This is a genomic window from Saccharothrix xinjiangensis, from assembly GCF_039527585.1.
GTDB classification, from domain to species: domain Bacteria; phylum Actinomycetota; class Actinomycetes; order Mycobacteriales; family Pseudonocardiaceae; genus Actinosynnema; species Actinosynnema xinjiangensis.
In genome coordinates, this window is record NZ_BAAAKE010000005.1 from 221,169 (window position 1) to 244,760 (window position 23,592).

Consider the following 23,592-nt stretch of genomic DNA (forward strand, 5'->3'; position numbering starts at 1 on the left):
ACGACGCCCTCACCTCAGGCGATGCGTCAGGAGAACGGCTGGAGGGCACATGGTCAGCAGGCGCGCGGTGCTCACCGCCCTGGGCGGGGGCGCGCTGACCGCGGTGGGCGTGACCGCGGGGCTGCACGCGGACGCGCCCTTCGGCGAAGGCCTCCGGTACGCGCTGGGCGTGGCCGGCCGGGTGCCCGCCGTGCAGCGGGCCGTGGTCCGGGTGGACCGCGTCCACTCGCGCCACCGCGGCCGGGGTGTCGACCTGCTCACGGTGGTCCCGCCCGGCGTGCCCACCGAGGGCCTGCCCATGTCGGTGCTCCTGCACGGCCGCTTCGGCACGGCGCGGACCGCGGCGGTGGGCCGTATGCAGGAGGTCCTGGTCACGGCCGTGCACCGCGGCTCGGTTCCCCCGTTCGGGTTCGTCGCGGTGGACGGCGGCGACCACTACTGGCACGAGAACCTCCCCGGCGACGACCCCATGGCGATGCTGCTGGAGGAGGTGCCGGCGTGGCTGGCCGAACGCGGCTTCGGCGCGCCGTTCGCCTGCACGGGCGTGTCCATGGGCGGCTTCGGCGCGCTGCTGTACTGCCGCCGCAAGCACGAGCGGCGCGAACCGGTCGGCGCGATCGCCGCCATCGCCCCCGCCCTGATCACCTCGTGGCGCGAGATGTCCAAGCGGAAGGCGTTCCGCGACGAGGCCCAGTGGGTGTCTCTCGACCCGCTGCGCAACCTCGACAAGCTGGGCGACGCCCCGATCGGCGTGTGGGCGGGCGACCGCGACCACTTCATCGAGGGCACCCGCCGGTTCATCATCGGCGCGCGGCCCGCGGTGGCCTCGATCACCCCCGGCGGCCACGACGACGCGTACTACCGGGGGATCGTCCCGGACGTCATCCGGTTCCTCGGCAGGCGCGTCCCGCGCTGACGCGTCCACGGGACCTCCACCGGGCGTTCACCGGACCTGCGCACCGCCGTGCTTGCCTGGCGGCGTGACCACTCCCGACCCCATCGCGTACCTGGACCTCGTGGCCGAGACCGGCCGCGACTACAAGCAGCGCCTCCTGGACGTGCTCGACCTGCGCCTCGGGCACACCGCCCTCGACGTCGGCTGCGGCCCCGGCACGGACCTGCCGTCGCTGGCCGCCCGGGCGGGCTCCGTCATCGGCGTCGACCTCGACCCGGCGATGGTGGCCGAGGCCCGCCGCCGCACCGCCGGCACGGGCGTCGAGGTGGTCGGGGGCGACGCCCAGGCGCTCCCGCTCGCCGGCTCGTCGGTGGACCGGGCCCGCGTGGACCGCGTCCTGCACCAGGTCGACTCGCCGCGGCGGGTGCTGGCCGAGCTGGGGCGGGTGCTGCGCCCCGGCGGCCTGGCGGTCCTGGCCCAGCCCGACTGGGAGACCCTGGCCGTGGACCCCGGGCCGGTGGCGGTGAACCTGGCGTTCAACCGGTTCGTGTGCGACCGGGTGGTGCGGCACCCCTCGGTCGGCCGCCAACTGGTCCGGCTGGCCGGGGAGGCGGGGCTGACCGCGGTCTCGGTGGAGGCCACGGCGCCCGTGCTGCGGGACTTCGCGGTGGCCGACGAGCTGCTGGGGCTGACGCGCAACGCCGACCGCGCCGCGCGGGCGGGCCGGTTGAGCCGCGCCGCGGCCCGGGGGTGGCTGGACGACCTCGCGGCGGGGCCGTTCCTGGCCACGTTCACGCTGTTCAGCGTGGTGGTCAGCGCGGGGTGAGCGGGGTCCGGCCGCTGCGCACCCACTTGAGCACCGCGGCCCACGACCCGTAGCCCGCGTCCGCGTTGAGGTGCCCGCCGCCGACCACGACGTCCAGGTCGACCCGCAGCGCCTCGGCCAGCTCCTTCGCCTCCGCCAGGGAGCAGTGCGGGTCGCCCTCGCCCACCACGACCCGCGTGGACACCGCCGCCCGCCGCACGGTGGTCGGGTCCAGCACCGGGTGCAGGAACTCGCGGATGAGGGGTTCGCCGTCGAAGTCCGGGGCGGGCGGGGCGACCAGGAGCACCCGGTCGACCCGCGACGCCTCGTCGACCTCGCCCGCCGCGTGGTGCAGCCACAGCAGGCAGGCGAGCGAGTGCGCGACCACCACCCGTTCGTGCGCGGAGGACGCCGGCACGGCGGCGAGGTGGCCGCGCAGCTCGTCGAGCCACACGTCCAGCCTCGGCTGGTCCGGCGCGGTGAACTCCGGCACGTCCACCGACCCGCCGTGCCGGGCCAGCTCGCCCGCCAGCCAGTTCTGCCAGTGCCCGGGTCCGGAGCCGCCCAGGCCGGGCAGGATCAACGCGTGGGGGAAGGACAACTCAGGCCGACTTCTCGCGGCGCTCCCGGCGCGAGGGCTGCCGGGCCACGATGGTCGGGTTGACGTTCTCCTTCACGGTCTGCTCGGTGATGACGACCTTGGCGACGTCCGAGCGGCTCGGGATGTCGTACATCACCGGCAGCAGGACCTCTTCCATGATCGCCCGCAGGCCGCGGGCGCCGGTGCCGCGCAGGATCGCCTGGTCGGCGACGGCCTCCATGGCGGTCCGGGTGAACTCCAGCTCGACACCGTCCATCTCGAAGAGCTTCTGGTACTGCTTGACCAGCGCGTTCTTCGGCTCGGTGAGGATGCGGACCAGGGACTCCTTGTCCAGGTTCGTCACGCTGGCGACCATCGGCAGCCGGCCGATGAACTCCGGGATGAGCCCGAACTTGATCAGGTCTTCCGGCATCGACTCGGCGAAGTAGTCCGCCGCGTCGACCTCGGCCTTGGTGCGCACCTCGGCGCCGAAGCCGAGCCCGCGCTTGCCGACCCGGTCCTGGATGATCTTCTCCAGGCCCGCGAACGCGCCCGCCACGATGAACAGCACGTTCGTGGTGTCGATCTGGATGAACTCCTGGTGCGGGTGCTTGCGCCCGCCCTGGGGCGGCACCGACGCGGTGGTGCCCTCCAGGATCTTCAGCAGCGCCTGCTGGACGCCCTCGCCCGACACGTCGCGCGTGATCGACGGGTTTTCACTCTTCCGAGCGATCTTGTCGACCTCGTCGATGTAGATGATGCCGGTCTCGGCGCGCTTGACGTCGTAGTCCGCCGCCTGGATGAGCTTGAGCAGGATGTTCTCGACGTCCTCGCCCACGTAGCCCGCCTCGGTCAGCGCCGTGGCGTCCGCGATGGCGAACGGCACGTTGAGCATCTTGGCGAGCGTCTGGGCGAGGTAGGTCTTGCCGCAGCCCGTCGGGCCGAGCATGAGGATGTTCGACTTGGCCAGCTCAACGCCGTCGTCGCGCCCCTCGCGCCCGCGGTCGCCCGCCTGGATGCGCTTGTAGTGGTTGTACACCGCCACCGAGAGCGTGCGCTTGGCCTCGCTCTGCCCGATCACGTACTGGTCGAGGAACTCGTGGATCTCGGCGGGCTTGGGCAGCTCGTCGAGCTTGACGTCGCCGGCCTCCGCGAGTTCTTCCTCGATGATCTCGTTGCAGAGGTCGATGCACTCATCGCAGATGTAGACACCCGGTCCGGCGATGAGTTTTTTCACCTGCTTCTGGCTCTTACCGCAGAAAGAGCACTTCAGCAGGTCGCCGCCGTCACCGATACGTGCCATGACCGCTGACCTCTGTCCCCTCCGGCGCGCCACCTGGTCGGGTGCGCCTGACTGCTGGTGTGACGATTGCCCGCTGGGTGCGGGACCGCCCGTTCCCCTCGACGGTACCCGTCCCACCCGCCTGTGCGGGAGGACCAGCGTGCCCCCGTCGCGCCGAACCGACCAGGACCCCTGGTCAGCTCGGCGTGTCGGGGGTCACGCGACTACTTCGACGCCGAGAGCTTCCGGTACGGCAGGACGCTGTCCACGATGCCGTAGTCCTTGGCCTCCTCGGCCGTGAGGATCTTGTCGCGCTCGATGTCCAGGCGCACCTGCTCCGGCGAGCGGCTGGTGTGCCTGGCCAGCGTGCTCTCCATCAGGCGGCGGACGCGCTGGATCTCGTTCGACTGGATCTCCAGGTCGGAGACCTGCCCGTAGACGCCCTCGGTGGCCGGCTGGTGGATCAGGATCCGGGAGTTGGGCAGCGCGTGCCGCTTGCCCGGGGTGCCCGCCGCGAGCAGGACCGCCGCCGCGGAGGCCGCCTGGCCCAGGCAGTAGGTCTGGATGTCCGGGCGGACGAACTGCATGGTGTCGTAGATGGCCATCAGCGAGGTGAACGAGCCACCCGGCGAGTTGATGTACATCAGGATGTCGCGGTCGGGGTCCTCCGACTCCAGCACCAGCAGCTGGGCCATCACGTCGTTGGCCGACGCGTCGTCCACCTGCACGCCGAGGAAGATGATGCGCTCCTCGAACAGCTTGTTGTACGGGTTGGACTCCTTGATGCCGTAGCTGGTGCGCTCGACGAACGACGGGAGCACGTACCGGGACTGCGGCGCGTGGAACTGGCTCACTTCGGTGTCTCCTGATGCTCGCGGTCAGTTGGTCGAGGCCTGGCTGGCCCGGCTGATCACCTTGTCTACGAAGCCGTACTCCAGGGCTTCCTGGGCGGTGAACCAGCGGTCGCGGTCCGAGTCGGCGATGATGCGCTCGACGGGCTGACCGGTGTGCTCCGCGATCAACTCGGCCATCTCGTGCTTGGTCCGGACGAGCATGTCCGCCTGGATCGCGATGTCGGCCGCCGTGCCGCCGACACCGGCCGAGGGCTGGTGCATGAGGATGCGCGCGTGCGGGAGGGCGTGCCGCTTGCCCGGCGTGCCCGCGGAGAGCAGGAACTGGCCCATCGAGGCGGCGAGGCCCATCGCGTAGGTCGCCACGTCGGGCTCGATGAGCTGCATCGTGTCGAAGATCGCCATGCCCGCGGTCACCGAGCCACCGGGCGAGTTGATGTAGAAGGTGATGTCCTTTTCCGCGTCCTCCGCGGCCAGGAGGAGGAGCTGGGCCACGATCTGGTTGGCGATGCCCTCTTCGACCTGCGTGCCCAGCACGATGATCCGCTCGCGGAGCAGGCGCTCGTAGACCGAGTCGTTGAGGTTCATCCCCGAGGCCGCTCGCATCACAGGGGCCGGGAGAGAGTGCTGCGTCACGTCTGCCTGCCTATCTTTGCCGACTAGCTGTGCCGAAAAGAGTCTCGTGTCAACGACCTTAACGAAGGCGGGCGGCGTCGACTTCCCGACACCGCCCGCGTTCGCTCAGGGCTTCACTCCGCGTTCGCGGGCTCCTCAGTGGACTTGGCCTCGTCCTTGGCCTCGGCCCGGGGCTCGCCGAAGAGCTCGTCGAGGTCGAGGGCGTTGCCGGACGAGTCGGTCACGGTGGCCTGGCGCACGACCGAGGCCAGCGCCTTGCCCCGGCGCACGTCCGCGAAGATCGCGCCGAGCTGGCCCGACTGCTGGGCGCGCTTGACGTACTCGTCGGGGCTGATGCCGAACCGCTGGGCCTGGTAGATGATCCGCTCGGTCAGCTCCTGGTCCGTGACGCTGAGCTGCTCGGCGTCGGCGATGGCGTCCAGCACGAGCTGGGTCTTGACCGCCTGCTCCGACGCCTCGCGCACCTCGGTGTCGAACTGCTCGCGGGTCTGGCCCTGCTCCTCCAGCCACTGGGCGAAGCGCGCCTCGTCGTGGTCGAGGGCGTGGACGGCGTCGTGCTCGCGGGCCTCGATCTCGCTCTTCACGACGGCCTCGGGCAGCGGCACCTCGACGCCGGCGAGCAGCGCCTCCAGCACCTTGTCGCGGGCCTGGACGCCCTGCTGCATCTTCTTCACGCGGCCCAGGCGGGTGCGCAGGTCGTCCTTGAGCTCGTCCAGGGTGTCGAACTCGCTGGCCAGCTGGGCGAACTCGTCGTCGAGCTCGGGCAGCTGGCGCTCCTTGACCGAGTTCAGCGTGACGGCGACCTCGGCGTCGCGGCCGGAGTGCTCGCCGGCCACCAGGGTGGTGGTGAAGGTCTTGGTCTCGCCCTCGGAGGCGCCGACCAGGGCGTCGTCGATGCCCTCGACGAGCTGGCCGGAGCCGATCTCGTAGGACAGGCCCGAGGTCTTGGCCTCCTCGACCTCCTCGCCGTCCACCGTCGCCGACAGGTCGACCACGACGAAGTCGCCGGTCTCGGCCGGGCGCTTGACGCCGGTCAGCGTGGCGAAGCGGGCGCGCAGGTCGTCCAGCTGGGTGTCCACGTCCTCGTCGGTGACCTCCTGGTCGTCGACGCTGACGGACAGCTCGCCGAAGGCGGGGACCGTGATCTCGGGGCGGACGTCGACCTCGGCGGTGAACGCGAGCGACTCGCCGTCCTCGATCTTGGTCACCTCGAAGTCCGGGCGGCCCAGGGTGCGGATCTCACCGCTGGTGACGGCCTCCAGGTACTTGGCCGGGATGGCCTCCTGGACGACCTCGTCCAGGACGGGCGCGCGGCCGATGCGGCTCTCCAGCACGCGGGCGGGGGCCTTGCCGGGGCGGAAGCCGGGGATGCGGACCTGCTTGGCCAGCTTGCGGTAGGCGCGGTCGAAGTCCGACTTGAGCTCGTCGAACGGCACCTCGACGTTGATCCGGACCCGCGTCGGGCTCAGGTGCTCGACGGTGCTCTTCAACGTGGTCTCCTCGTAACGGGACGTGCGGGCACCCCGGGACGCGGTTCGACCGCGCCGGGATTCCGCTTGAGTCTAGGCGGTCGGTGGTCGCGGGGGCGCTAGCACCCCGGGTCCGGGGTCCGCAACCGGGCGGCACGGTGGTTCGGGCGCGTCCTGGCGCGCATTGTCGGGGTATTGGGGACGGGCCGGAATCGAATTGCGGTGATCGTCCCGTGATTGACCGGACCGTCGCGTCGCGCGCTCTTCGCCGACCCTCCCCGCCGGGGTCCCGGGCGCGTGCCCGCCGGCCGTCCCGGAACTCCCGGGACCCGAATCACAACGCTGGCTCCAAATTACCGGCGCGAACCCCGCCCACCAGGCCCCGGACCACCAGGACACGCCCCGTCGCCGCCCGGCCGGGAGCCTCGTGGCGTCTCAACAGAGAGCCGCACGGCCCCGCCCGTTGCTCCGATCAGGTGTAGAGGCACCCCGCCGATTAGACCGTTCGAGTGACCTGGGGAGCCATCCGCCCAGGAAGGCGCGTCAGGAGGTGACAGGAGGCGCAAGTCCGCTGTGTAACACGGATGACGCAGCAGCGAGGTACATACTGCTACGAGGGGTGAGGGACGTTCGTCGCAAGGGGTGAACCAGGGCCGTTCGGAGTAGCGGGTGACGGAAAACTTTCACTTGTCGAGATGACTCCAGTCGCCGTAGTCCATTAGTGTGGGTTTCAGGTACCGTGACGCCCGGACCCGCACGTGGGAAGGAATGTTTCCAGGGTTGTCGGAACGTTCTCAGTGCCAGCTGCGGACGTACCGACGACAGGGACCGACAGAAACGAGCGAGACAATGTCATCGAGCTCTTTAACCACCTACCAGACAAGGTGCCGATGACCCGATGAGATCCATTCCGCCGCTGCCGAACACCAGCCCAGGACCACCTTCGAACGCGGACCGTCACCTCGGTGTCGGACAGATTCCGGGCACCCCGCCCGCACCCCGGGCGAGACCCCTGGCGGTAGCACGGCGATGTTGATCAGCCTCCGGCCGCGTGGGCCGGAAGGTGCAGCCAGATCAGCCATCGCCACGAAACCGGAGATCACGGTGCCGTCCCGCACCGGTCTCTCGTGGACCACTTTCACGCACCGTTGGGGAGCTCCATGGAGACGCGTCAGCTGTTGGCGTTCACAACTGTGGTTCAAACGGGCAGCTTCACCAAGGCAGCAGCCACGCTGAATTGCTCGCAGCCAACCATAACGACCCGGATCAAGGCACTCGAAGAGACCCTCGGCGTGCCGCTCTTCCGGCGACTCCCGCGTGGCATACAAATGACCTCCGCGGGTGTCGAACTACTGCCGTTCGCACGGAACATCATCACTCTCACCGACAAAGCCAGGAAAGCGATCACGATGAACGGCGAGCCGCACGGCAAGCTGGTCATCGGCAGCGCGCAGAGTCTGACCGACTACCGTCTGCTACCACTGATCGAGTACATGTGCTGGCGGTACCCGAGCGTCCAGATCTCCCTCCACTCCCGGAACACCCAGGCCAACCTGGCCTCGGTGCGCGAGGGCCGGCTGGACTGCACGTTCTTCATCGGCTCCATCGAGCCCCGCGAGGGGTTGGAGACGACCGTGCTGTGCCCCGAGCCGCTGATCATGGTGGCCGGTCCTACCCACGCCCTCACCAGGCGTTCGGTGATCACCGAGGACGAGCTGCGCGGGAGCACGCTCATCCGCGCCGAGAACGGCGCGAGCTACTACGAGCAGTTCGAGCAGGCGCTCGGGCTGCAGGACAACGAGTCGAGGTCGCCGGTGCTGGCGCTCGACTCGATCGACGCCGCGAAACGAGCGGTCGCCTCGGGCCTGGGCATCTCGCTGGTCCCCGAGGTGACGGTCGCCGCGGAACTCGCCGACGGCAGGCTGTGCAGGCTGCCGTGGGTGCCGCCGTTCCGGGTCTACACCCAGTTCGCCTGGCGGCAGGACAACTCCACCAACCCGTCCGTCACGGCGCTCGTGTCGGCCGCGGCGCAGGTGGTGAGCGAACAGGTCGCGGCGCCGGCCTGACCCTGGGGAGTGGTTGAGCCGTTCTTGAGCACCCGGGCGCGGGTGTGCTCAAGAACGGCGGCTACGTTTCGCGGGCCGCCCGAGGGGTAGGCCCGATCCATGACCGTCAAGGGCAGTGACCTGCGCGAGCTGCTGAACTCCAGCGTCCCGGACCCCACGATGGTCCTCCTGGAGGGCCGCCTGCGCATCGTTCAAGTGGACGACCTGGACACCGACGCCTATCGGGGCGCGCTGCTGCTGGTGTCCCGCCAGGAACTCCTGTCCCGAGGCGTCGACGAGGACTCGCCCGACGAGGTGCTGGAGCAGCAGGCGGCCGCGGTGTCGACGGCGGTCGACCAGATGGGCGGCTAACCCTCGTCCGCCCCCGCCTCCCGCGCACCCGTCTCCTGCGCGTGGTCGGAGTCCTCGGCCTCCACCCCGAACCCCTCGGCCTGCTCGGGCGCGCCCTGCCCGGGGTCGGCGGCGGCGATGCGGGGCTCCCCGAACTCGGGGTGGGGCTCGAACGGCGAAGTGGTCATGCGCGGGGACTACCCGGAAGAGCCCTGGCCAACCCGATCGGGCCGGCCAGGGCGACCGTCGGGGCGACAGGATTTGAACCTGCGACCCCCCGCTCCCAAAGCGGGTGCGCTACCAAGCTGCGCCACGCCCCGGTCCACCCAAGCCTATCGCGACCGGCTAAGCTGACCCCGCGCCCACCCCGGTGAGCGCGTGCGGGTGTAGCTCAATGGTAGAGCCCCAGCCTTCCAAGCTGGTCATGCGGGTTCGATTCCCGTCACCCGCTCTTCCCTCTTCTCGCTGGTAGAGCGCCTAAAAACCGTCCCTTGTGGACACTCCGGCCGTTTCCGCCAATCCTCCGCACCCGCGCGCGTGCCCCGTTCGGCCCATCGCGCCGGGTCGCGGGATCCGCCGCCCGGGTGAACGAGCCCGGACCCACCCCGGCGATCGCGCCGCGCGGCGGTCCACATCGGACCGCGGGGTCGTCGTGCCTGCCGGACGGCCTACCTGCCGTACGACGTGACCGCGCGCCACAGCGCCTCGCCGAAGCGGATCGCCAGCAGCAGCATGAGGAAGCCGATGGTGAAGGACACCAGGCACCTCAAGACCACGCGCAGCTTGTCCATCGGCACAGTGTGCTCCCCGCCCGAACCCGTTCACCGCACTTCGCGGTGAACTACCCGTGGCCCGCCCACCGCCGCCCGCGCGTCCACCAGCGCAGCATCCCCGAACGTCACAAGATCGGGCGACCCCTGAATTGGATCGCGCCGAACCCGCGACCGGCGTATAGAACCGGTCATGGCGCTCACCCACCGCACCCTGACCCACGACGACCTGCCGCGGTTCCAGCGCATGGTCGACGCGGCCTTCCTCGGCGAGACCCCCGACGAGGGCGCCGAGCGCTACCGCGAGCTGTTCGAGCCGGACCGCTCGCTGGGCGTGTTCGACGGCGACGAGCTGATCGGCGGCGGCGGTGCCCAGACCCGCGACCTGACCGTGCCCGGCGGCGGTCCGCGGCCGGTCGCCGCCGTCACCTCGGTCGGGGTGAAACCCGGTCACCGCCGGCGGGGCGTGCTCACCCGGCTCATGCGGGCCCAGCTGCACGGCCTGCACGATGAGGGCCGCGAGGCGGTGGCCGCGCTGTGGGCGTCGGAAGCGTCGATCTACGGCCGTTTCGGCTACGGGCTCGCGGCCGAGTTCACCCGGCTGTCCGTGCCGAAGAACGCCGCGTTCCACGCCGGGGTGTCGACCGGTGACGCCCGGTTGCGCGAGGTCTCCCGCGACGAGGCGATGCCGCACCTGAAGGCCGTCTACGAGGAGCTGCGCCCGACCCGCACGGGCTGGTTGAGCCGGACGGAGCCGTCCTGGGCGCACCAGTTCGCCGACGAGGAGCGCGACCGCGGCGGCCTGAGCTCCTACCGCTGGGTGCTGCACCCCGACGGGTACGCGGTGTACCGGGTGAAGCAGGACTGGCAGGAGCGCGGTCCGCGCTGCGAGCTGCACGTGCGGGAGATGGCGGCGCGCACCCCCGAGGCGCACGCGGCGCTCTACCGCTACCTGCTGGACGTCGACCTGATGGGCGAGTTGAAGTTCTTCACCGCCTCCGACGACCCGATCACGCACCTGCTCGGCGACCCGCGGCTCGCGCTGCGCACCCGGTCCGACTCGCTGTGGGTGCGCCTGGTGGACGTGGACCGCGCGCTCGCCCAGCGCCGCTACGGCTCGGACGTGGACCTCGTGCTGGAGGTCTCCGACGACTTCTGCCCGTGGAACGCGGGCCGCGTGCGGCTGGTCATTGAGGGCGGCGAGGCGAACGCGCGGCGGGTGGACGACGCCCCGGACGTCCGGCTCGACGCGCAGGCGCTGGGCGCGGCCTACCTGGGCGGCACGCGGCTGACCTCGCTGGCGCGGGCGCAGCGGGTGCGCGAGGTGACGCCCGGCGCGGTGGCCGCCCTGTCGCACGCGTTCCTGGGCGACCACGAGCCGCACTGCCCCGAGGTGTTCTGACGCACCGCCTGACGCGCTGCGGGAACCCGCACCGGGGCGGGGACGTTGTCCCGTCATGAGCACCGGGATCGTGCTGGTCGTCCTGCTGGTCCTCGTCGTGGGCGCGGGCTGGCTGCTCGCGCGGAACGCCGCCGAGAAGCGCCGGCGCGAACTGGAGGACGCCCAGGCCGAGGCCCGGCGCTGGGTGGAGCGGCTCGGCGGCCAGGTGATGAACCTGACCGGCGCCGACACCGCCTCGCAGCAGGCGATGGCGGACGCGTCCGAGCGGTTCACCGCCGCCGGGTCGCAGATGGAGCAGGCGCGCACGACCGAGCAGTGCCGGCTGGTCACCCGGACCGCCATGGAGGGCCTGTACTACGTGCGGGCCGCGCGCACCGCGATGGGCCTGGACCCGGGCCCCGAGCTGCCGGACCTCGACGGTCAGGGCCGCGCGGGCACGGTGTCGGAGGACCGCGACGTCACGGTGGAGGGCCACCGCTACACGGCCTCGCCGCGGCCGGGTTCGCGCACGCCGCACTACTACCCGGGCGGGATGGTGGCCGGGAGGCCCGTGCCGCAGGGCTGGTACTCCGAGCCGTGGTGGAAGCCCGCGCTGGTGGCGGGCGCCTGGGGCCTGGGCTCGATGCTGCTGTTCAGCGCCATGTTCTCGGGCATGGCGGGCGTCGCCTACGCCGACGGGTACGCCGACGGCGTGGACGCGGGCGGCGACACGGGTGACGCCGGCGGCGACTTCGGCGGTGATGCCGGGGGCGACTTCGGTGGTGGGGACTTCGGCGGGTTCGACATCTAGGGCGCCTGGCAGGTCGGGCACCAGTAGAGGTTGCGCCCGGCCAGTTCGGCGGCGACCACGGGCGTGCCGCAGATCAGGCACGGCAGCCCGGTGCGGCGGTACACGTAGACCTCGCCGCCGTGCCGGTCCTGGCGCGGCGCGCGGCCGGTGGCCCCGGGCAGGTGCTCCGGTCGCACGGTGTCGATGCGCCCGACCTTCACGCCCGCCCGCATGAGCACCACGAGGTCGAACCACATGTCGTCCCACAGGGCGCGGTCGATCCGGTTGCCCGGCGTGTACGGGTGGACCCCGTGGCGGAACAGGATCTCGGCGCGGTAGACGTTGCCGACGCCCGCCAGCACGCTCTGGTCCATCAGCAGCACCGCGATGGACTGCCGCGACTTCGACACGCGCGCGTGCACCGGTTCGGGCTTGCCGTCGCGGCGCAGCGGGTCCGGGCCCAGGCGGGCGTGCAGGGCCTCCACCTCGGCGTCGGTCAGCACCTCGCACCGGGTCGGGCCGCGCAGGTCGGTCCAGTGCGTGGCGCCGACCAGGCGCATCCGCACCTGCCCCACCGGCTCGGTCACCGGGTGCGGCGACTCGGTGAACGACCCGTAGAGGCCCAGGTGGACGTGCACGGTCGCGTCCGGCCCGTAGACGTGGAACAGGTGCTTGCCGTGGGCCTCGGCCCGCTCGAACAGGCGGCCGTCCACGAGCCCGGCGGAGAACTTGCCCTGCGGGCTCGACACGCGCACGGTCGAGCCCGCGTAACGGCGTTGGTGCAGCCGCGCCAGGCGGTGCAGCGTGTGGCCCTCAGGCACTGGCGGTTCCCTGGTCGGTCCGGTTCACGGGAGGGGCGGGGCCTCGCCGGTGCGCTCGTACTCGCGGAGGATGTCGATGCGGCGGGCGTGCCGCTCCTGCCCGGAGAACGGGGTGGCGAGGAAGGCCTCCACGATCGCGAACGCCTCCTCGGTGGTGTGCATCCGCGCGCCGAGGCCGATCAGCTGGGCGTCGTTGTGCTCGCGCGCCAGCTTCGCGGTCTCCACGCTGTAGGCGAGCGCGGCGCGGGCGCCGGGCACCTTGTTGGCCGCGATCTGCTCACCGTTGCCGGAGCCGCCGATCACCACGCCCAGGCTGCCGGGCTCCCCGACGACCAGGCGTGCCGCCTCGATGCAGAACGGCGGGTAGTCGTCCTCCGCGTCGTACGTCGCGGGGCCGACGTCGACCACGTCGTGGCCCGTGTCGGACAGGTGCTTGGCGAGGGCGTTCTTCAACTCGAAGCCCGCGTGGTCCGATCCCAGATAAACGCGCACGTCAGGCAGTCTGCCATCCTTGACCCGGTGTTCGGACAAGAGGGCAGCCGGCTGAGGCTGGAGTGGGGCGGCGAGGGGGTGTCCGCGCTCGGGGGTTCGTGCGCGGTGCTCGTGGTCGTGGACGTGCTGTCGTTCTCGACGGCGGTGGACGTCGTGGTGGCGCGCGGCGGCTCGGTGCGGCCGATCAGGTGGGCGGACCGCGCGGGTGCGGCGAAACCGGCGGACCCGTCGTGGTCGCTGCGGCCGTCGTCGCTGGTCGACGTGCCCGCCGGGGTGGAGCTGGAGCTGCCCTCGCCGAACGGGGCGACGCTGTGCGACGCGGCGGCGGCGACCGGGGCGATCGTGCTGGCGGGGTGCCTGCGCAACGCGGGGTCGGTGGCCGGCGCGGCGGCCGACCTGGCGGCCGGCGGCCCGATCGGCGTGATCCCGGCCGGCGAGCGCTGGGGCGTCGACATCACCACATCCCGCGAAACGGCGACCTTCGGCCCCTTGCGCCCGGCGGTGGAGGACCTCCTGGGCGCGGGCGCCATCCTCTCCGCCCTCCGGCAGCAAGGCCTCGGTCCGACCTCGACCGAAGCCTCGATAGCAGCCGACACCCACGACCGGACCCCGATCGCCCACGCCCTGACCACCTGCGTCTCCGGCCGGGAGCTGATCGCCGCCGGCCACGCGGCCGACGTGCACCTGGCCTCCCAGGTCAACGCGAGCACCGCCGTCCCCCGCCTGACCAACGGCACCCTGCGCCCCACCTGAATCCGCGCGTGTCCTCCACTCCGGTATCGCGTGTCCTCCACTCGGACACCGCGAGTTGCGCGTTCGCGACACCTGAGGTCGACACCTGAACGTGCGACTCGCGGTGCCGGACTGGAGGACACGCGATGTCTGAGTGGAGGACACGCGGGGTCAGCGTTGGATCGACTTCAGTTCGGTGAACTCGTCCAGGCCGTGGCGGCCGAACTCGCGGCCGTTGCCGGACTGCCGGTAGCCGCCGAACGGGGCGCTCGTGTTGAACGCCGCGCCGTTGATGTCCACCTGGCCGGTGCGCAGGCGCTTGGCGACGGCCAGGGCGCGGGCCGGGTCGGCCGAGAAGACCGCGCCGCCCAGTCCGTAGACGGTCGAGTTGGCGATGCGGACGGCGTCGTCCTCGTCCGTGTAAGGCATGACCGACAGGACCGGGCCGAAGATCTCCTCCTGCGCGATGGTCATGTCCGACCTGACCTGCCCGAACACCGTCGGGGCGACGTGGAAGCCGCGTGACGTCGGCGCGTCCGGGCCGCCCAGGGCCAGCTGGGCGCCCTCGGACGCGCCCTGCCGGATGTAGTCGACGACGCGGTCGCGCTGGGCGGCCGACACGGCGGGACCCAGGCGGGTGGTGGGGACGGTCGGGTCGCCCGGCACGTGCTTCGCGGCCGCCGCGACGGCGACCTCCAGCGCCTCGTCGTGCCGGGGGGCCGGCACCAGCAGCCGGGTCCACGCGCTGCACGCCTGCCCGTTGTTCATGAACGCGTTGGCCACGCCGATCTTCACCGCCCGCGCGAGGTCGGCGTCGTCCAGCACGACGTTCGCGGACTTGCCGCCCAGCTCCAGCGCCACCCGCTTGACCGTCCCGGCGGCCAGCGCGGACACCCGACGCCCGGCGCGCGTCGAGCCGGTGAACGACACCATGTCCACCATCGGGTGAGTCGCCAGGGCCTCGCCGACCACCGGTCCCGTGCCGTGGACCAGCGAGAACACCCCTTCGGGCACCCCCGCCGCCGACAGCACCGACGCCAGCAGGTCGGCGGTGAACGGCGCCAGCTCGCTCGGCTTCAGCACCACGGTGCACCCGGCGGCCAGCGCGGGCACGACCTTGGCCACCATCTGCTGCAACGGGAAGTTCCACGGCGTGATCGCCGCGACCACGCCGACCGGCTCCCGCAGCACCAGCGAGTTGCCGATCTCCTCACCGTCGAAATATCCACCCGAAAGTGTGGTCTCGACACCGCGGGCGATGCCGATCGGGTTCGGCACCTGCACCCTCGACGCGAACGTGATGGGCGTGCCCATCTCGGCGGTCATGGTCGAGGCGAACTCGGCCGCCCGCTCCGAGAGCCCGTCCGCCACGGCCCGCACGACGGCCAGCCGCTCCTGCACCGAGGTCGCCGCCCACGCCGGGAACGCGGTGACGGCCCTGGTCACGGCGGTGTCCACGTCGCCGACCGTGCCGGCGCGGACCGTGCCGAGGACCTCCTCGGTGGTCGGGTTGACGACCTCGATCACGACAGGGCCCCCGAACGCGGTGTGACACTCATGGACAGATCGTGCCCAAGAGTGTCACACCGCGCGCGTCAGGAGAAGTCCAGGCCACCGGTCCGGGTGCGCTTCAGCTCGAAGAACTCCGGGAAGCCCGCCAGCAGCCGCGCGCCGTCGAACACCTTCACCGCGTCCTCGCCGCGCGGGATCTTGCTGAGCACCGGCCCGAAGAACGCCACCCCGTCGATGTGGATGGTCGGCGTGCCCACGTCCATGCCCACCGGGTCCATGCCCCGGTGGTGGCTGGCCCGCAGCTCCTCGTCGTGCTCGTCGGTGTGCGCCGCCGCGGCCAGCTCGGCGGGCAGGCCCAGCTCGTCCAGCGCCTCCTTGACGACCTGGTCCCAGTCCTTGTTGCCCTCGTTGTGGATGCGGGTGCCGAATGCGGTGTACAGGTCGCGCAGCACCCCGTCGCCCTTGAGCTTCGCCGCCGCGATGGCCACCCGCACCGGGCCCCAGCCGCGGTCGAGCATGTCGCGGTACTCGGGCGGCAGCTCACGGCCCTCGTTCAGCACCGACAGGCTCATGACCCGGAAGTTCAGGTCGATGTCCCGCTGCTCCTCGACCTCCAGGATCCACCGGGACGAGATCCACGCGAACGGGCAGATCGGGTCGAAGTAGAAGTCGACGGTCGTGCGTCCCTCGGTCGACATGCGGTGCTCTCCATCCGTGCTGGTGCGTGCCGCGGGCGCGGCGTCCACCCCTTCACAACGAAGCGACGTGACGCAGTCTTCCCTCGGACGCCTGTCCACTTCTCGGCACGCGTCGTGATTGGATGCGACTGTCGTGTTCACCCATGCGACACCTGTTCCGTTCCGACGAGGTCAGCGCCAAGTGCGCCGGCAGACGAGGTGACCAGTGGCGGCACCCAACCTCACCCGCGACCAGGCGCAGCAACGGGCTGCGCTGCTGGAGGTCGACTCCTACCGGATCGAACTGGACCTGACCGACGGCGGTGGCAAGCCCGGCTCGGACACGTTCCGCTCCACCACGGTGGTCACGTTCCGCAGCCGCACGCCGGGCGAGTCCTCGTGGATCGACGTCGTCGCCGCCAACGTCCACCGCGCCGTGCTCAACGGCCGCGAGGTCGACGTGTCGTCCTACCGCGAGGAGGACGGCCTCCACCTGCCCGACCTGGCCGAGGACAACGAGCTGGTCGTCGAGGCCGACTGCCGGTACATGAACACCGGCGAGGGCCTGCACCGGTTCGTCGACCCGGTCGACGGCGAGGTCTACCTGTACTCGCAGTTCGAGACGGCGGACGCCAAGCGCATGTTCGCCTGCTTCGACCAGCCCGACCTGAAGGCCGTCTACACCCTGACGGTGACCGCACCGCACCACTGGAAGGTCATCTCCAACGCCGCGATCGAGTCCACTGAGGACGGCGCGGGCGGCGCGGACGTGCACCGCTTCGGCACCACGAAGCCGATCTCCACCTACCTGGTGGCGCTGGTCGCGGGCCCGTACGCGGAGTGGCGCGACGAGTTCACCGACGGTGGGACCACCATCCCGCTCGGCATCTACTGCCGCGCCTCGCTGGCGCCGCACATGGACCACGAGCGCCTGTTCACCGAGACCAAGCAGGGTTTCGGCTTCTTCCACGGCGCGTTCGGCGTCGAGTACCCGTTCGGCAAGTACGACCAGTGCTTCGTGCCGGAGTTCAACGCGGGCGCGATGGAGAACGCGGGCTGCGTCACCTTCCTGGAGGACTACGTCTTCCGCAGCCGGGTGACCCGCTACCTGTACGAGCGGCGCGCCGAGACCGTGCTGCACGAGATGGCGCACATGTGGTTCGGCGACCTGGTCACCATGCGCTGGTGGGACGACCTGTGGCTGAACGAGTCGTTCGCCACCTGGGCGTCGGTGCTGGCGCAGGCCGAGGCGACCGAGTACCGGCAGGCGTGGACCACGTTCGCCAAGATCGAGAAGTCCTGGGCCTACCGGCAGGACCAGCTGCCGTCCACGCACCCCGTGGCCTCGGACATCCCGGACCTCCAGGCGGTCGAGGTCAACTTCGACGGCATCACCTACGCCAAGGGCGCCAGCGTCCTCAAGCAGCTCGTGGCGTACGTGGGGCTGGAGAACTTCCTGGCCGGCCTGCGGGTGTACTTCGCCAAGCACGAGTGGGGCAACGCCACGCTGGCCGACCTGCTCGGCGCGCTGGAGGAGGCGTCCGGCCGCGACCTGTCGTGGTGGAGCGCCCAGTGGCTGGAGACCACCGGCCTGAACCTGCTGCGCCCGAAGTTCACCGTTGACGCGGAGGGCCGGTTCACCGGGTTCGCCGTCCTCCAGGGCGGGGCCCGGCCGGGCGCGGGCGAGCTGCGCACGCACCGGCTGGCCATCGGCGTCTACGACGACGAGAACGGCAAGCTGGTGCGCAAGCACCGCGTCGAGCTGGACGTGTCGGGCGACCGCACCGAGGTGCCGGAGCTGGTCGGCGTGCACCGGGGCAAGCTGGTGCTGGTCAACGACGACGACCTGACCTACTGCACGATGCGGCTGGACCCGGACTCGCTGGCGTCGCTGATCGACCACATCGCCGACATCGCCGAGCCCCTGCCGCGCACCCTGTGCTGGTCGGCGGCGTGGGAGATGACCCGCGAGGCCGAGCTGAAGGCCCGCGACTTCGTCAACCTGGTGCTGGGCGGGCTGGCGGCGGAGACCGAGGTCGGCGTGGTGCAGCGGCTGCTGCTCCAGGCGCAGACCGCGCTGTCCTCCTACGCCGACACGTCGTGGCGCGACGAGGGCTGGCGGCGGTTCACCGCGCGGGTGCTGGAGCTGGCGCGGGCCGCGGGGCCCGGTTCGGACCACCAGCTGGCGTTCGTGAACTCGCTGGCCGGCTCCGTGCTGGACGAGGGCTCCCTGGCCGTGCTGCGCGGCTGGTTCGACGGCACGGACGTGCTGGAGGGCCTGGACGTGGACACCGACCTGCGGTGGCGGCTGCTGCACGCGCTGGTCGCCCACGGCGCGGCCGGCCTGGACGAGATCCGCGCCGAGGAGGAGCGCGACCCGACCGCGACCGGCCGCCGCCGCGCCGAGTCGGCCCGCGCCCTGCGGCCCTCGGTCGAGGCGAAGACCGAGGCGTGGGACCGGGCCGTGCACGACGACGAGCTGCCGAACGCGGTGTCCGAGGCCATCGTGGCGGGCATCCAGCACGCCGGCCAGAAGGCCCTGCTCCAGCCGTTCGTGGAGCGGTACTTCGCGGACGTGGCCGACGTGTGGGACCGCCGGTCGAGCGAGCGCGCGCAGTCGGTGGTGGTGGGGCTGTTCCCGTCGTGGTCGATCCACCAGGAGACGGTCACGGCGGCGGACGCCTGGCTGGCCGAGGAGCGCCCGCCCGCCCTGCGGCGGCTGGTGTCGGAGGGCCGGGCGGGCATCGTCCGCGCCCTGGCGGCCCAGGAGTTCGACCGGTCCTGAGCGGTGCGCGGCACGGGGGCGGCGCCTGCGGGCGTCGCCCCCGTCGCGCGTGCGGAGGTCGGGAGCGGCCGGCCCGGACACGCGGAAGGCCCCGGCCGTGGACCGGGGCCTTCGTTCGTGCGCGCTTCGGTGCTGTCGGGCCTCTGCTGCCGGGACTCAGTGCTGCCGGGGAGCGTGGCCCGCCTGGTCGGTCAGCATCCGCAGGCCGCTGATCAGGCCGCCGGCCAGGTCGCCCTCCTTGAAGGAGGCGATCATGCTCATGACGGCGAGCTTCGCGGCGCGGTCCGGCAGCCGCCGGTGGGACTCCTCGCCGGTCACCACCTCGACCACGCGCTCACCCGGCGACGCCGCGATCAGCACGGCGTGCGTGGGGCGCGGGGTGGAGGCGTGCAGCTCCTCCGCCCTGGCGCGGGACTCCGCGCCCAGCCCGCCGAGGTAGACGCTGAAGTCCAGGCCCGTGGCGCGGCTCGCCAGCGTCAGCGCCTCGTCCAGCGTCGACAGCTGCACGGCGGTGAACGGCAGGCTCGGCGCGTGCGGCTCGTACATCTTCGCCGCGGACACGCGACCGCTGTTGGTCACGGCCGCGCCGGGCGGCAGGGTCGACGGGTCGACCTCGACTCGGGTCAGCTCACCAGTTGCCACGAGCGCCTCCCTTGGCGGTGCGGCCCTCGACGGGCGCGGCGGCGACCTGGTGGGCGCCACCGGGCAGGCCGGCGGGGTTGGCGGTCCACCAGACGGGCGCGTAATCCCATTCCTGGCCCGGCCGGTACCGCTGGATGCGGGTGGCCTTCGGCCTCAGCGTCAGTAGCGTGATCACGCCGTAGATGGCCAGCGGGATCAGCGCGAAGACGAGCACGGTCTCCACGATGGTCACGGCGGTTACGGTAACCGATCGCCCCGGTCCGCTCAGGGCGAGGTCACCCGTTTCCGCACTGGGCGGGTCGGACCCGGTCCGCGCGGTCCCGCCGGCGGTCGTCCTGTCTGTGAACGCCGCGCCGGCGGCGCGAGGTCCCGTCACGCTCCGCGAACCGCCCACCCCTTGGGACGCGGACGGCGGCCCCCGGCCCGCACCTCTCACGCCGGTGTGCGAGGACGCGTGGCATGGGAGGGCGTGATCCGGGCGACTCCTACCAGGAACGATGTCACGCACAGTGGCCGTGGACGCCGGATGCAGCAATCCGGGCGCTCGATCGTCGCAGTGCGTGCACCCGGAAGGACTTCGCCCGGAAGGAGGCGAATGGCGGCCGGTTTGGCGTCTTGTCCCGAGCCCACTCGGCTTCTAACTTTTCACCTGTACGGCTCTTGCGCGTCCCTTCAGGGATCAAAAATCCCGTCCCATACCTCTCGGAGGCCACGACATGTACACCGTGAACCGCGCTCAGGTCGCCGCCCTCACCCTTTCGCCGTACACCCAATCGGCGCAGAGCGTTACGACTGTTCAGGCTCTGCCGGCGGTCGCCGACTCGGTGCGCATCACCGCGTCGGACTCCGTTCGGATCACCGCGGCCGACTCCGTCCGGATCACGGCGCGGGACTCGGTGCGGATCACCGCGGCCGACTCGGTGCGCATCACGGCGCGGGACTCGGTGCGCATCACGGCCTCCGACTCCGTGCGCATCACCGCCCGGGACTCGGTCCGCATCACGGCAGCGGACCCGGTCCGGATCACCGCGGCCGACTCCGTGCGCATCACCGCGTCGGCCTCCGTGCGCATCACGGCTCGCCGCGAGGACCTCGCCCTGGCCGCCTGAACCCGCGCCCCGACGCGTCAGGCGGCAGGTTCACCCAGGTAGGGGAGCCACAGCGGGTCGGCCTCGGTGACGCCGGCCAGCAGCCGCCAATGGGGCCCGCGAGGCGCCGCGGGCACCACGCGCAACCGCCACCCCAGCTCCGACAGCAGCTTGTCGGCCTTGCGGTGGTTGCACCTGGCGCAGCAGGCGACGCAGTTGGTCCACGAGTGCGCGCCGCCGCGGCTGCGCGGCACGACGTGGTCGATCGTCTCGGCCCGCCCGCCGCAGTACGCGCAGCGGTACCGGTCGCGGTGCATCAGCCCGGCGCGGGTCAGCGGGACCCGGCCGCGGTAGGGCACCCGCACGTAGTTCGCCAGCCTGATCACCGACGGCACGACCACCTGGGCCGTCGAGGAGTGGACCACGGCGCCCTGCGGGTCGCCGTGCACCACCTCGGCCTTCCCGCACACCACGAGCACCACGGCGCGCCGCAGCGGCAGGGCGGTCAGGGGCTCGAACGTGGCGTTGAGCAGGAGGACCTTGCGCCTCCCCCAGGGCAGCACCAAGGGGGCCTGACCGGCTCCCTCCCCGCCGACCACAGCGTGGACACCAGGCTGTTTTTGGCCGGACGGGACCGACGACGCGATCCCGGCGTTCACCAGGGCGCCGATCGGGGTGGGTTGTCGGTCTGGCACGCGACCACCTCCACCGGTTCAGCCCTAGGAGACCACAGATCACCGACAAAAATCACCTGTGATATGTGACGTGTCACGGTGTCGTGCCTGAAACTTCGGTGAACCCCTCCCCTGTTGACGATCGTTTTCAACTCGGGCGCTACGCTCGGCGAGGTGACCGAGCCCCCCCGCGCAGCGCTGCCTGCGACGACCACCTACCCGCCCGCCGAACGGCTCGACCTCGTCGAGGACCTGCACGGGCACGCCGTGGCCGATCCCTACCGCTGGCTGGAGGACCCGGCCGACCCCCGCACCGCCGCCTGGTCGGCCGCCCAGGACGAGCTCACCCGCTCGTGGCTGGACGCGATGCCCGGCCGCGACGCCCTCGGCTCCCGGGTCTCCGAGCTGATGCGCACCGGCTCCGTCGGCGTCCCCGTGTGGCGGGCCGGCCGGGCGTTCTACACGCGGCGCGACCCCGACCAGGACCTCCCCGTGCTCTACGTGCGCGTGGACGGCGTGGAACGCGTGCTGCTCGACCCCACCGCCCTCGACCCGACCGGCCGCACGACCCTGGACCGCTGGTCGCCCTCCCGGGAGGGCACGCGCCTGGCCTACCAGGTGTCCGTGGGCGGCGACGAGCACTCGTTGCTGCACGTGGTCGACGTCGACTCCGGCGAGCTCCTCGACGGCCCGGTCGACCGCTGCCGCTACTCCCCCGTGGGCTGGCTGCCCGGCGGCGAGGAGTTCTTCTACGTGCGGCGGCTCGACCCGGCCCTGGTGCCGGAGGACGAGCGCCTGTTCCACCGCCGGGTCTGGCGGCACCGGGTGGGCGCCCCCGCCGACGAGGACGTGAACGTGCACGGCGACGGCCTCGACCACACCTACTACTACGGCCTGTCCGTGTCCGAGGACGGGCGTTGGCTGGTGGTCAGCGGCGCGCCGGGCACCGTCCGCCGCGACTCCGTGTGGATCGCGGACCTGGGCGGTTCCGCCGAGCTCCGCCAGGTGCTCTCCGCCGAGGACGGCGCGCAGTGCTCCGCGTGGGTCGGGCCCGACGGCCGCCTGTACCTGCTGACCAGCCTGGGCGCCCCCCGCTTCCGCCTGTGCGTCGCCGACCCGGCCGCTCCCCGCGAGTGGACCGAGCTGATCGCCGAGGAGCCGGACTCCGTCCTGGACGCGGTGGTGCCCCTCGACGGGTCGCTGGTCGTCTCGCGCACCCGGCACGCCGTGTCCGAACTGCACCTCCACGGCGCGGACGGCGCCCACGCGCGTCGGATCGACCTGCCCGGCACCGGGTCGCTCCACGGGTTGTCCACAGCGGACGAGCTGACCCTTGCCGATCGCGACGTCCTGTGGTTCGGCTGGTCGGACTTCGTGACCCCCGCTTCCGTCCACCGCTTTTCCCTCTCCACGGGCGCCGTCACGGTGGAGACCGCGCCACCCGGGGCGGTGACCCTCCCCGAGTTGTCCACAGCTCAGATCTCGTACCTGTCGGCGGACGGGACGACCGTGCGAATGTTCGTGGTGTCCGGGGTCCGGCACCCGGACCTGCCCAGGCCGACGCTGCTGACGGGGTACGGCGGGTTCGCGGTCGGGCGCGGGCCCGGGTACAGCGCGACGACGTTGGCGTGGGTCGAGGCGGGCGGTGTGTGGGCGCACGCGTCGCTGCGGGGTGGCGACGAGGAGGGAGAGGAATGGCACGAGGCCGGGATGCGGTCGCGGAAGCAGAACGTGTTCGACGACTTCCACGCGGCGGCGGAGCGGCTGATCGCCGACGGGTGGACGACGCCGCAGCAGCTGTCGATCATGGGCGGCTCCAACGGCGGCCTGCTGGTCGGGGCGGCGCTGACGCAGCGCCCGGAGCTCTACGCGGCCGTGGTGTGCTCAGCGCCACTGCTGGACATGGTGCGGTACGAGAACTTCCTGCTCGGGCGGCTGTGGGCGGAGGAGTACGGTTCCGCCTCCGTGCCCGAGGAGCTGCGGTGGCTGCTGGCCTACTCCCCGTACCACCGGGTGCGCGACGGAGTTGAGTACCCTTCGGTGCTGTTCACGGTCTTCGAGTCGGACAGCCGCGTGGACCCGAACCACGCCCGCAAGACGTGCGCCGCGCTGCAACGCGCCACGGCGAGCGATCCGACCAAGCACCCGGTGCTGATCCGCCGGGAGACCGAGGTCGGGCACGCGGGCCGGTCGGTGAGCCGGACGGTCGGGCTGGCCGTGGACCAGTTGACCTTCCTGGCCTGGGCCACAGGTCTTGAGCTGGGGGCTGGGACGGGTACGGGGACCGGCGCCGGGTTGTAGACCGGCTCGGGTC

24 protein-coding genes, 2 tRNA genes and 1 pseudogene are annotated in these 23,592 nt (G+C 71.8%); 12 read left to right on the forward strand and 15 right to left on the reverse strand.

Features of this window, described 5'->3' with window-relative positions; genetic code table 11:
- Nucleotides 1-49 precede the first annotated feature (49 nt).
- Together ABD223_RS14440 and ABD223_RS14445 are read left to right on the forward strand one after the other, a co-directional pair.
- Nucleotides 50-916 carry an alpha/beta hydrolase gene (locus tag ABD223_RS14440; protein ID WP_344036694.1) on the forward strand — a complete coding sequence of 289 codons (867 nt, stop codon included), beginning with the start codon at nt 50-52 and terminating at the stop codon, nt 914-916.
- A 64-nt stretch (nt 917-980) separates the two neighbouring features.
- Nucleotides 981-1,721: a methyltransferase domain-containing protein gene (locus ABD223_RS14445; RefSeq protein ID WP_344036695.1), complete on the forward strand. Its 741-nt coding sequence runs from the start codon at nt 981-983 to the stop codon at nt 1,719-1,721.
- Here the strand turns inward: ABD223_RS14445 and ABD223_RS14450 are convergent.
- From ABD223_RS14450 to tig, 5 genes are all read right to left on the reverse strand, one after another.
- A complete protein-coding gene (locus tag ABD223_RS14450) occupies nt 1,708-2,301 on the reverse strand; it encodes an RBBP9/YdeN family alpha/beta hydrolase (protein ID WP_344036696.1) in 594 nt (197 codons plus the stop codon). The two genes, ABD223_RS14445 and ABD223_RS14450, sit on opposite strands and share 14 nt — an antisense overlap.
- 1 nt (nt 2,302) lies before the next feature.
- A complete protein-coding gene (gene clpX, locus ABD223_RS14455; protein WP_344036697.1) occupies nt 2,303-3,583 on the reverse strand; it encodes an ATP-dependent Clp protease ATP-binding subunit ClpX in 1,281 nt (426 codons plus the stop codon).
- Between the two features lie 203 nt (nt 3,584-3,786).
- A complete protein-coding gene (locus tag ABD223_RS14460; protein WP_344036698.1) occupies nt 3,787-4,416 on the reverse strand; it encodes an ATP-dependent Clp protease proteolytic subunit in 630 nt (209 codons plus the stop codon).
- A gap of 24 nt (nt 4,417-4,440) precedes the next feature.
- On the reverse strand, nt 4,441-5,049 hold the full coding sequence (locus ABD223_RS14465) for an ATP-dependent Clp protease proteolytic subunit (RefSeq protein WP_344036699.1): 609 nt from the start codon (nt 5,047-5,049) through the stop codon (nt 4,441-4,443).
- A gap of 113 nt (nt 5,050-5,162) precedes the next feature.
- A complete protein-coding gene (gene tig, locus ABD223_RS14470) occupies nt 5,163-6,539 on the reverse strand; it encodes a trigger factor (RefSeq protein ID WP_344036700.1) in 1,377 nt (458 codons plus the stop codon).
- Between the two features lie 1,139 nt (nt 6,540-7,678).
- Between tig and ABD223_RS14475 the strand changes: the two are divergent.
- The 3 genes and pseudogenes from ABD223_RS14475 to ABD223_RS14485 form a co-directional block, all read left to right on the forward strand.
- Nucleotides 7,679-7,849, forward strand: a pseudogene (locus tag ABD223_RS14475) (LysR family transcriptional regulator); the annotation flags it as partial.
- A 78-nt stretch (nt 7,850-7,927) separates the two neighbouring features.
- The gene (locus tag ABD223_RS14480; protein ID WP_344036918.1) at nt 7,928-8,584 is read left to right on the forward strand and encodes a substrate-binding domain-containing protein; all 657 of its coding nucleotides are present in this window, start codon (nt 7,928-7,930) and stop codon (nt 8,582-8,584) included.
- 99 nt (nt 8,585-8,683) lie between these two features.
- On the forward strand, nt 8,684-8,935 hold the full coding sequence (locus ABD223_RS14485; protein ID WP_344036701.1) for a hypothetical protein: 252 nt from the start codon (nt 8,684-8,686) through the stop codon (nt 8,933-8,935).
- Here the strand turns inward: ABD223_RS14485 and ABD223_RS14490 are convergent.
- Nucleotides 8,932-9,102 carry a hypothetical protein gene (locus ABD223_RS14490; protein ID WP_344036702.1) on the reverse strand — a complete coding sequence of 57 codons (171 nt, stop codon included), beginning with the start codon at nt 9,100-9,102 and terminating at the stop codon, nt 8,932-8,934. The genes ABD223_RS14485 and ABD223_RS14490 overlap by 4 nt on opposite strands.
- Before the next feature lie 58 nt (nt 9,103-9,160).
- Nucleotides 9,161-9,234: transfer RNA gene (locus ABD223_RS14495), tRNA-Pro, on the reverse strand.
- 60 nt (nt 9,235-9,294) lie between these two features.
- Here ABD223_RS14495 and ABD223_RS14500 point away from each other — a divergent pair.
- A tRNA-Gly gene (locus ABD223_RS14500) sits at nt 9,295-9,365 on the forward strand.
- 217 nt (nt 9,366-9,582) lie between these two features.
- On the opposite strand, the gene ABD223_RS14505 is transcribed toward ABD223_RS14500, so the two are convergent.
- Nucleotides 9,583-9,705 (reverse strand): hypothetical protein, encoded by a 123-nt coding sequence (locus tag ABD223_RS14505; RefSeq protein ID WP_344036703.1) that lies wholly within the window; start codon nt 9,703-9,705, stop codon nt 9,583-9,585.
- 172 nt (nt 9,706-9,877) lie between these two features.
- Between ABD223_RS14505 and ABD223_RS14510 the strand changes: the two genes are divergently transcribed.
- A complete protein-coding gene (locus ABD223_RS14510; protein WP_344036704.1) occupies nt 9,878-11,086 on the forward strand; it encodes a GNAT family N-acetyltransferase in 1,209 nt (402 codons plus the stop codon).
- 55 nt (nt 11,087-11,141) lie between these two features.
- Nucleotides 11,142-11,876: a hypothetical protein gene (locus ABD223_RS14515; RefSeq protein ID WP_344036705.1), complete on the forward strand. Its 735-nt coding sequence runs from the start codon at nt 11,142-11,144 to the stop codon at nt 11,874-11,876.
- On the opposite strand, the gene ABD223_RS14520 is transcribed toward ABD223_RS14515, so the two are convergent.
- Together ABD223_RS14520 and ABD223_RS14525 are read right to left on the reverse strand one after the other, a co-directional pair.
- Nucleotides 11,873-12,676: an Fpg/Nei family DNA glycosylase gene (locus ABD223_RS14520; protein ID WP_344036706.1), complete on the reverse strand. Its 804-nt coding sequence runs from the start codon at nt 12,674-12,676 to the stop codon at nt 11,873-11,875. The genes ABD223_RS14515 and ABD223_RS14520 overlap by 4 nt on opposite strands.
- 24 nt (nt 12,677-12,700) lie before the next feature.
- Nucleotides 12,701-13,168, reverse strand: a complete 468-nt coding sequence (locus tag ABD223_RS14525) for a ribose-5-phosphate isomerase (protein WP_344036707.1) — start codon at nt 13,166-13,168, stop codon at nt 12,701-12,703.
- 27 nt (nt 13,169-13,195) lie between these two features.
- Between ABD223_RS14525 and ABD223_RS14530 the strand changes: the two genes are divergently transcribed.
- Nucleotides 13,196-13,921 (forward strand): 2-phosphosulfolactate phosphatase, encoded by a 726-nt coding sequence (locus ABD223_RS14530; RefSeq protein WP_344036708.1) that lies wholly within the window; start codon nt 13,196-13,198, stop codon nt 13,919-13,921.
- A 150-nt stretch (nt 13,922-14,071) separates the two neighbouring features.
- Here the strand turns inward: ABD223_RS14530 and ABD223_RS14535 are convergent, their stop codons facing one another.
- Both ABD223_RS14535 and ABD223_RS14540 read right to left on the reverse strand, forming a co-directional pair.
- Complete coding sequence (locus ABD223_RS14535) at nt 14,072-15,427, reverse strand: aldehyde dehydrogenase family protein (protein WP_344036709.1); 1,356 nt, start codon at nt 15,425-15,427, stop codon at nt 14,072-14,074.
- Nucleotides 15,428-15,495: 68 nt separating this feature from the next.
- The gene (locus ABD223_RS14540) at nt 15,496-16,110 is read right to left on the reverse strand and encodes a mycothiol-dependent nitroreductase Rv2466c family protein (RefSeq protein WP_344036710.1); all 615 of its coding nucleotides are present in this window, start codon (nt 16,108-16,110) and stop codon (nt 15,496-15,498) included.
- Nucleotides 16,111-16,315: 205 nt separating this feature from the next.
- Here ABD223_RS14540 and pepN point away from each other — a divergent pair, with 205 nt between their 5' ends.
- Entirely contained in the window at nt 16,316-18,874 is a 2,559-nt protein-coding gene (gene pepN, locus ABD223_RS14545) for an aminopeptidase N (protein WP_344036711.1), read from the forward strand.
- Nucleotides 18,875-19,030: 156 nt separating this feature from the next.
- Here the strand turns inward: pepN and ABD223_RS14550 are convergent, their stop codons facing one another.
- Together ABD223_RS14550 and ctaJ are read right to left on the reverse strand one after the other, a co-directional pair.
- Nucleotides 19,031-19,516 carry a DUF5130 family protein gene (locus ABD223_RS14550; protein ID WP_344036712.1) on the reverse strand — a complete coding sequence of 162 codons (486 nt, stop codon included), beginning with the start codon at nt 19,514-19,516 and terminating at the stop codon, nt 19,031-19,033.
- Nucleotides 19,503-19,748, reverse strand: a complete 246-nt coding sequence (gene ctaJ / locus ABD223_RS14555) for an aa3-type cytochrome oxidase subunit CtaJ (RefSeq protein ID WP_344036713.1) — start codon at nt 19,746-19,748, stop codon at nt 19,503-19,505. Before ctaJ ends, ABD223_RS14550 begins: the two co-directional genes overlap by 14 nt.
- Nucleotides 19,749-20,340: 592 nt before the next feature.
- Between ctaJ and ABD223_RS14560 the strand changes: the two genes are divergently transcribed.
- Nucleotides 20,341-20,625: a DUF2345 domain-containing protein gene (locus ABD223_RS14560; protein ID WP_344036714.1), complete on the forward strand. Its 285-nt coding sequence runs from the start codon at nt 20,341-20,343 to the stop codon at nt 20,623-20,625.
- 17 nt (nt 20,626-20,642) lie between these two features.
- On the opposite strand, the gene ABD223_RS14565 is transcribed toward ABD223_RS14560, so the two are convergent.
- On the reverse strand, nt 20,643-21,299 hold the full coding sequence (locus ABD223_RS14565; protein WP_344036715.1) for an HNH endonuclease: 657 nt from the start codon (nt 21,297-21,299) through the stop codon (nt 20,643-20,645).
- 153 nt (nt 21,300-21,452) lie between these two features.
- On the opposite strand from ABD223_RS14565, the gene ABD223_RS14570 reads away from it, so the two are divergent.
- Complete coding sequence (locus ABD223_RS14570; protein ID WP_344036716.1) at nt 21,453-23,579, forward strand: prolyl oligopeptidase family serine peptidase; 2,127 nt, start codon at nt 21,453-21,455, stop codon at nt 23,577-23,579.
- Nucleotides 23,580-23,592 lie beyond the last annotated feature (13 nt).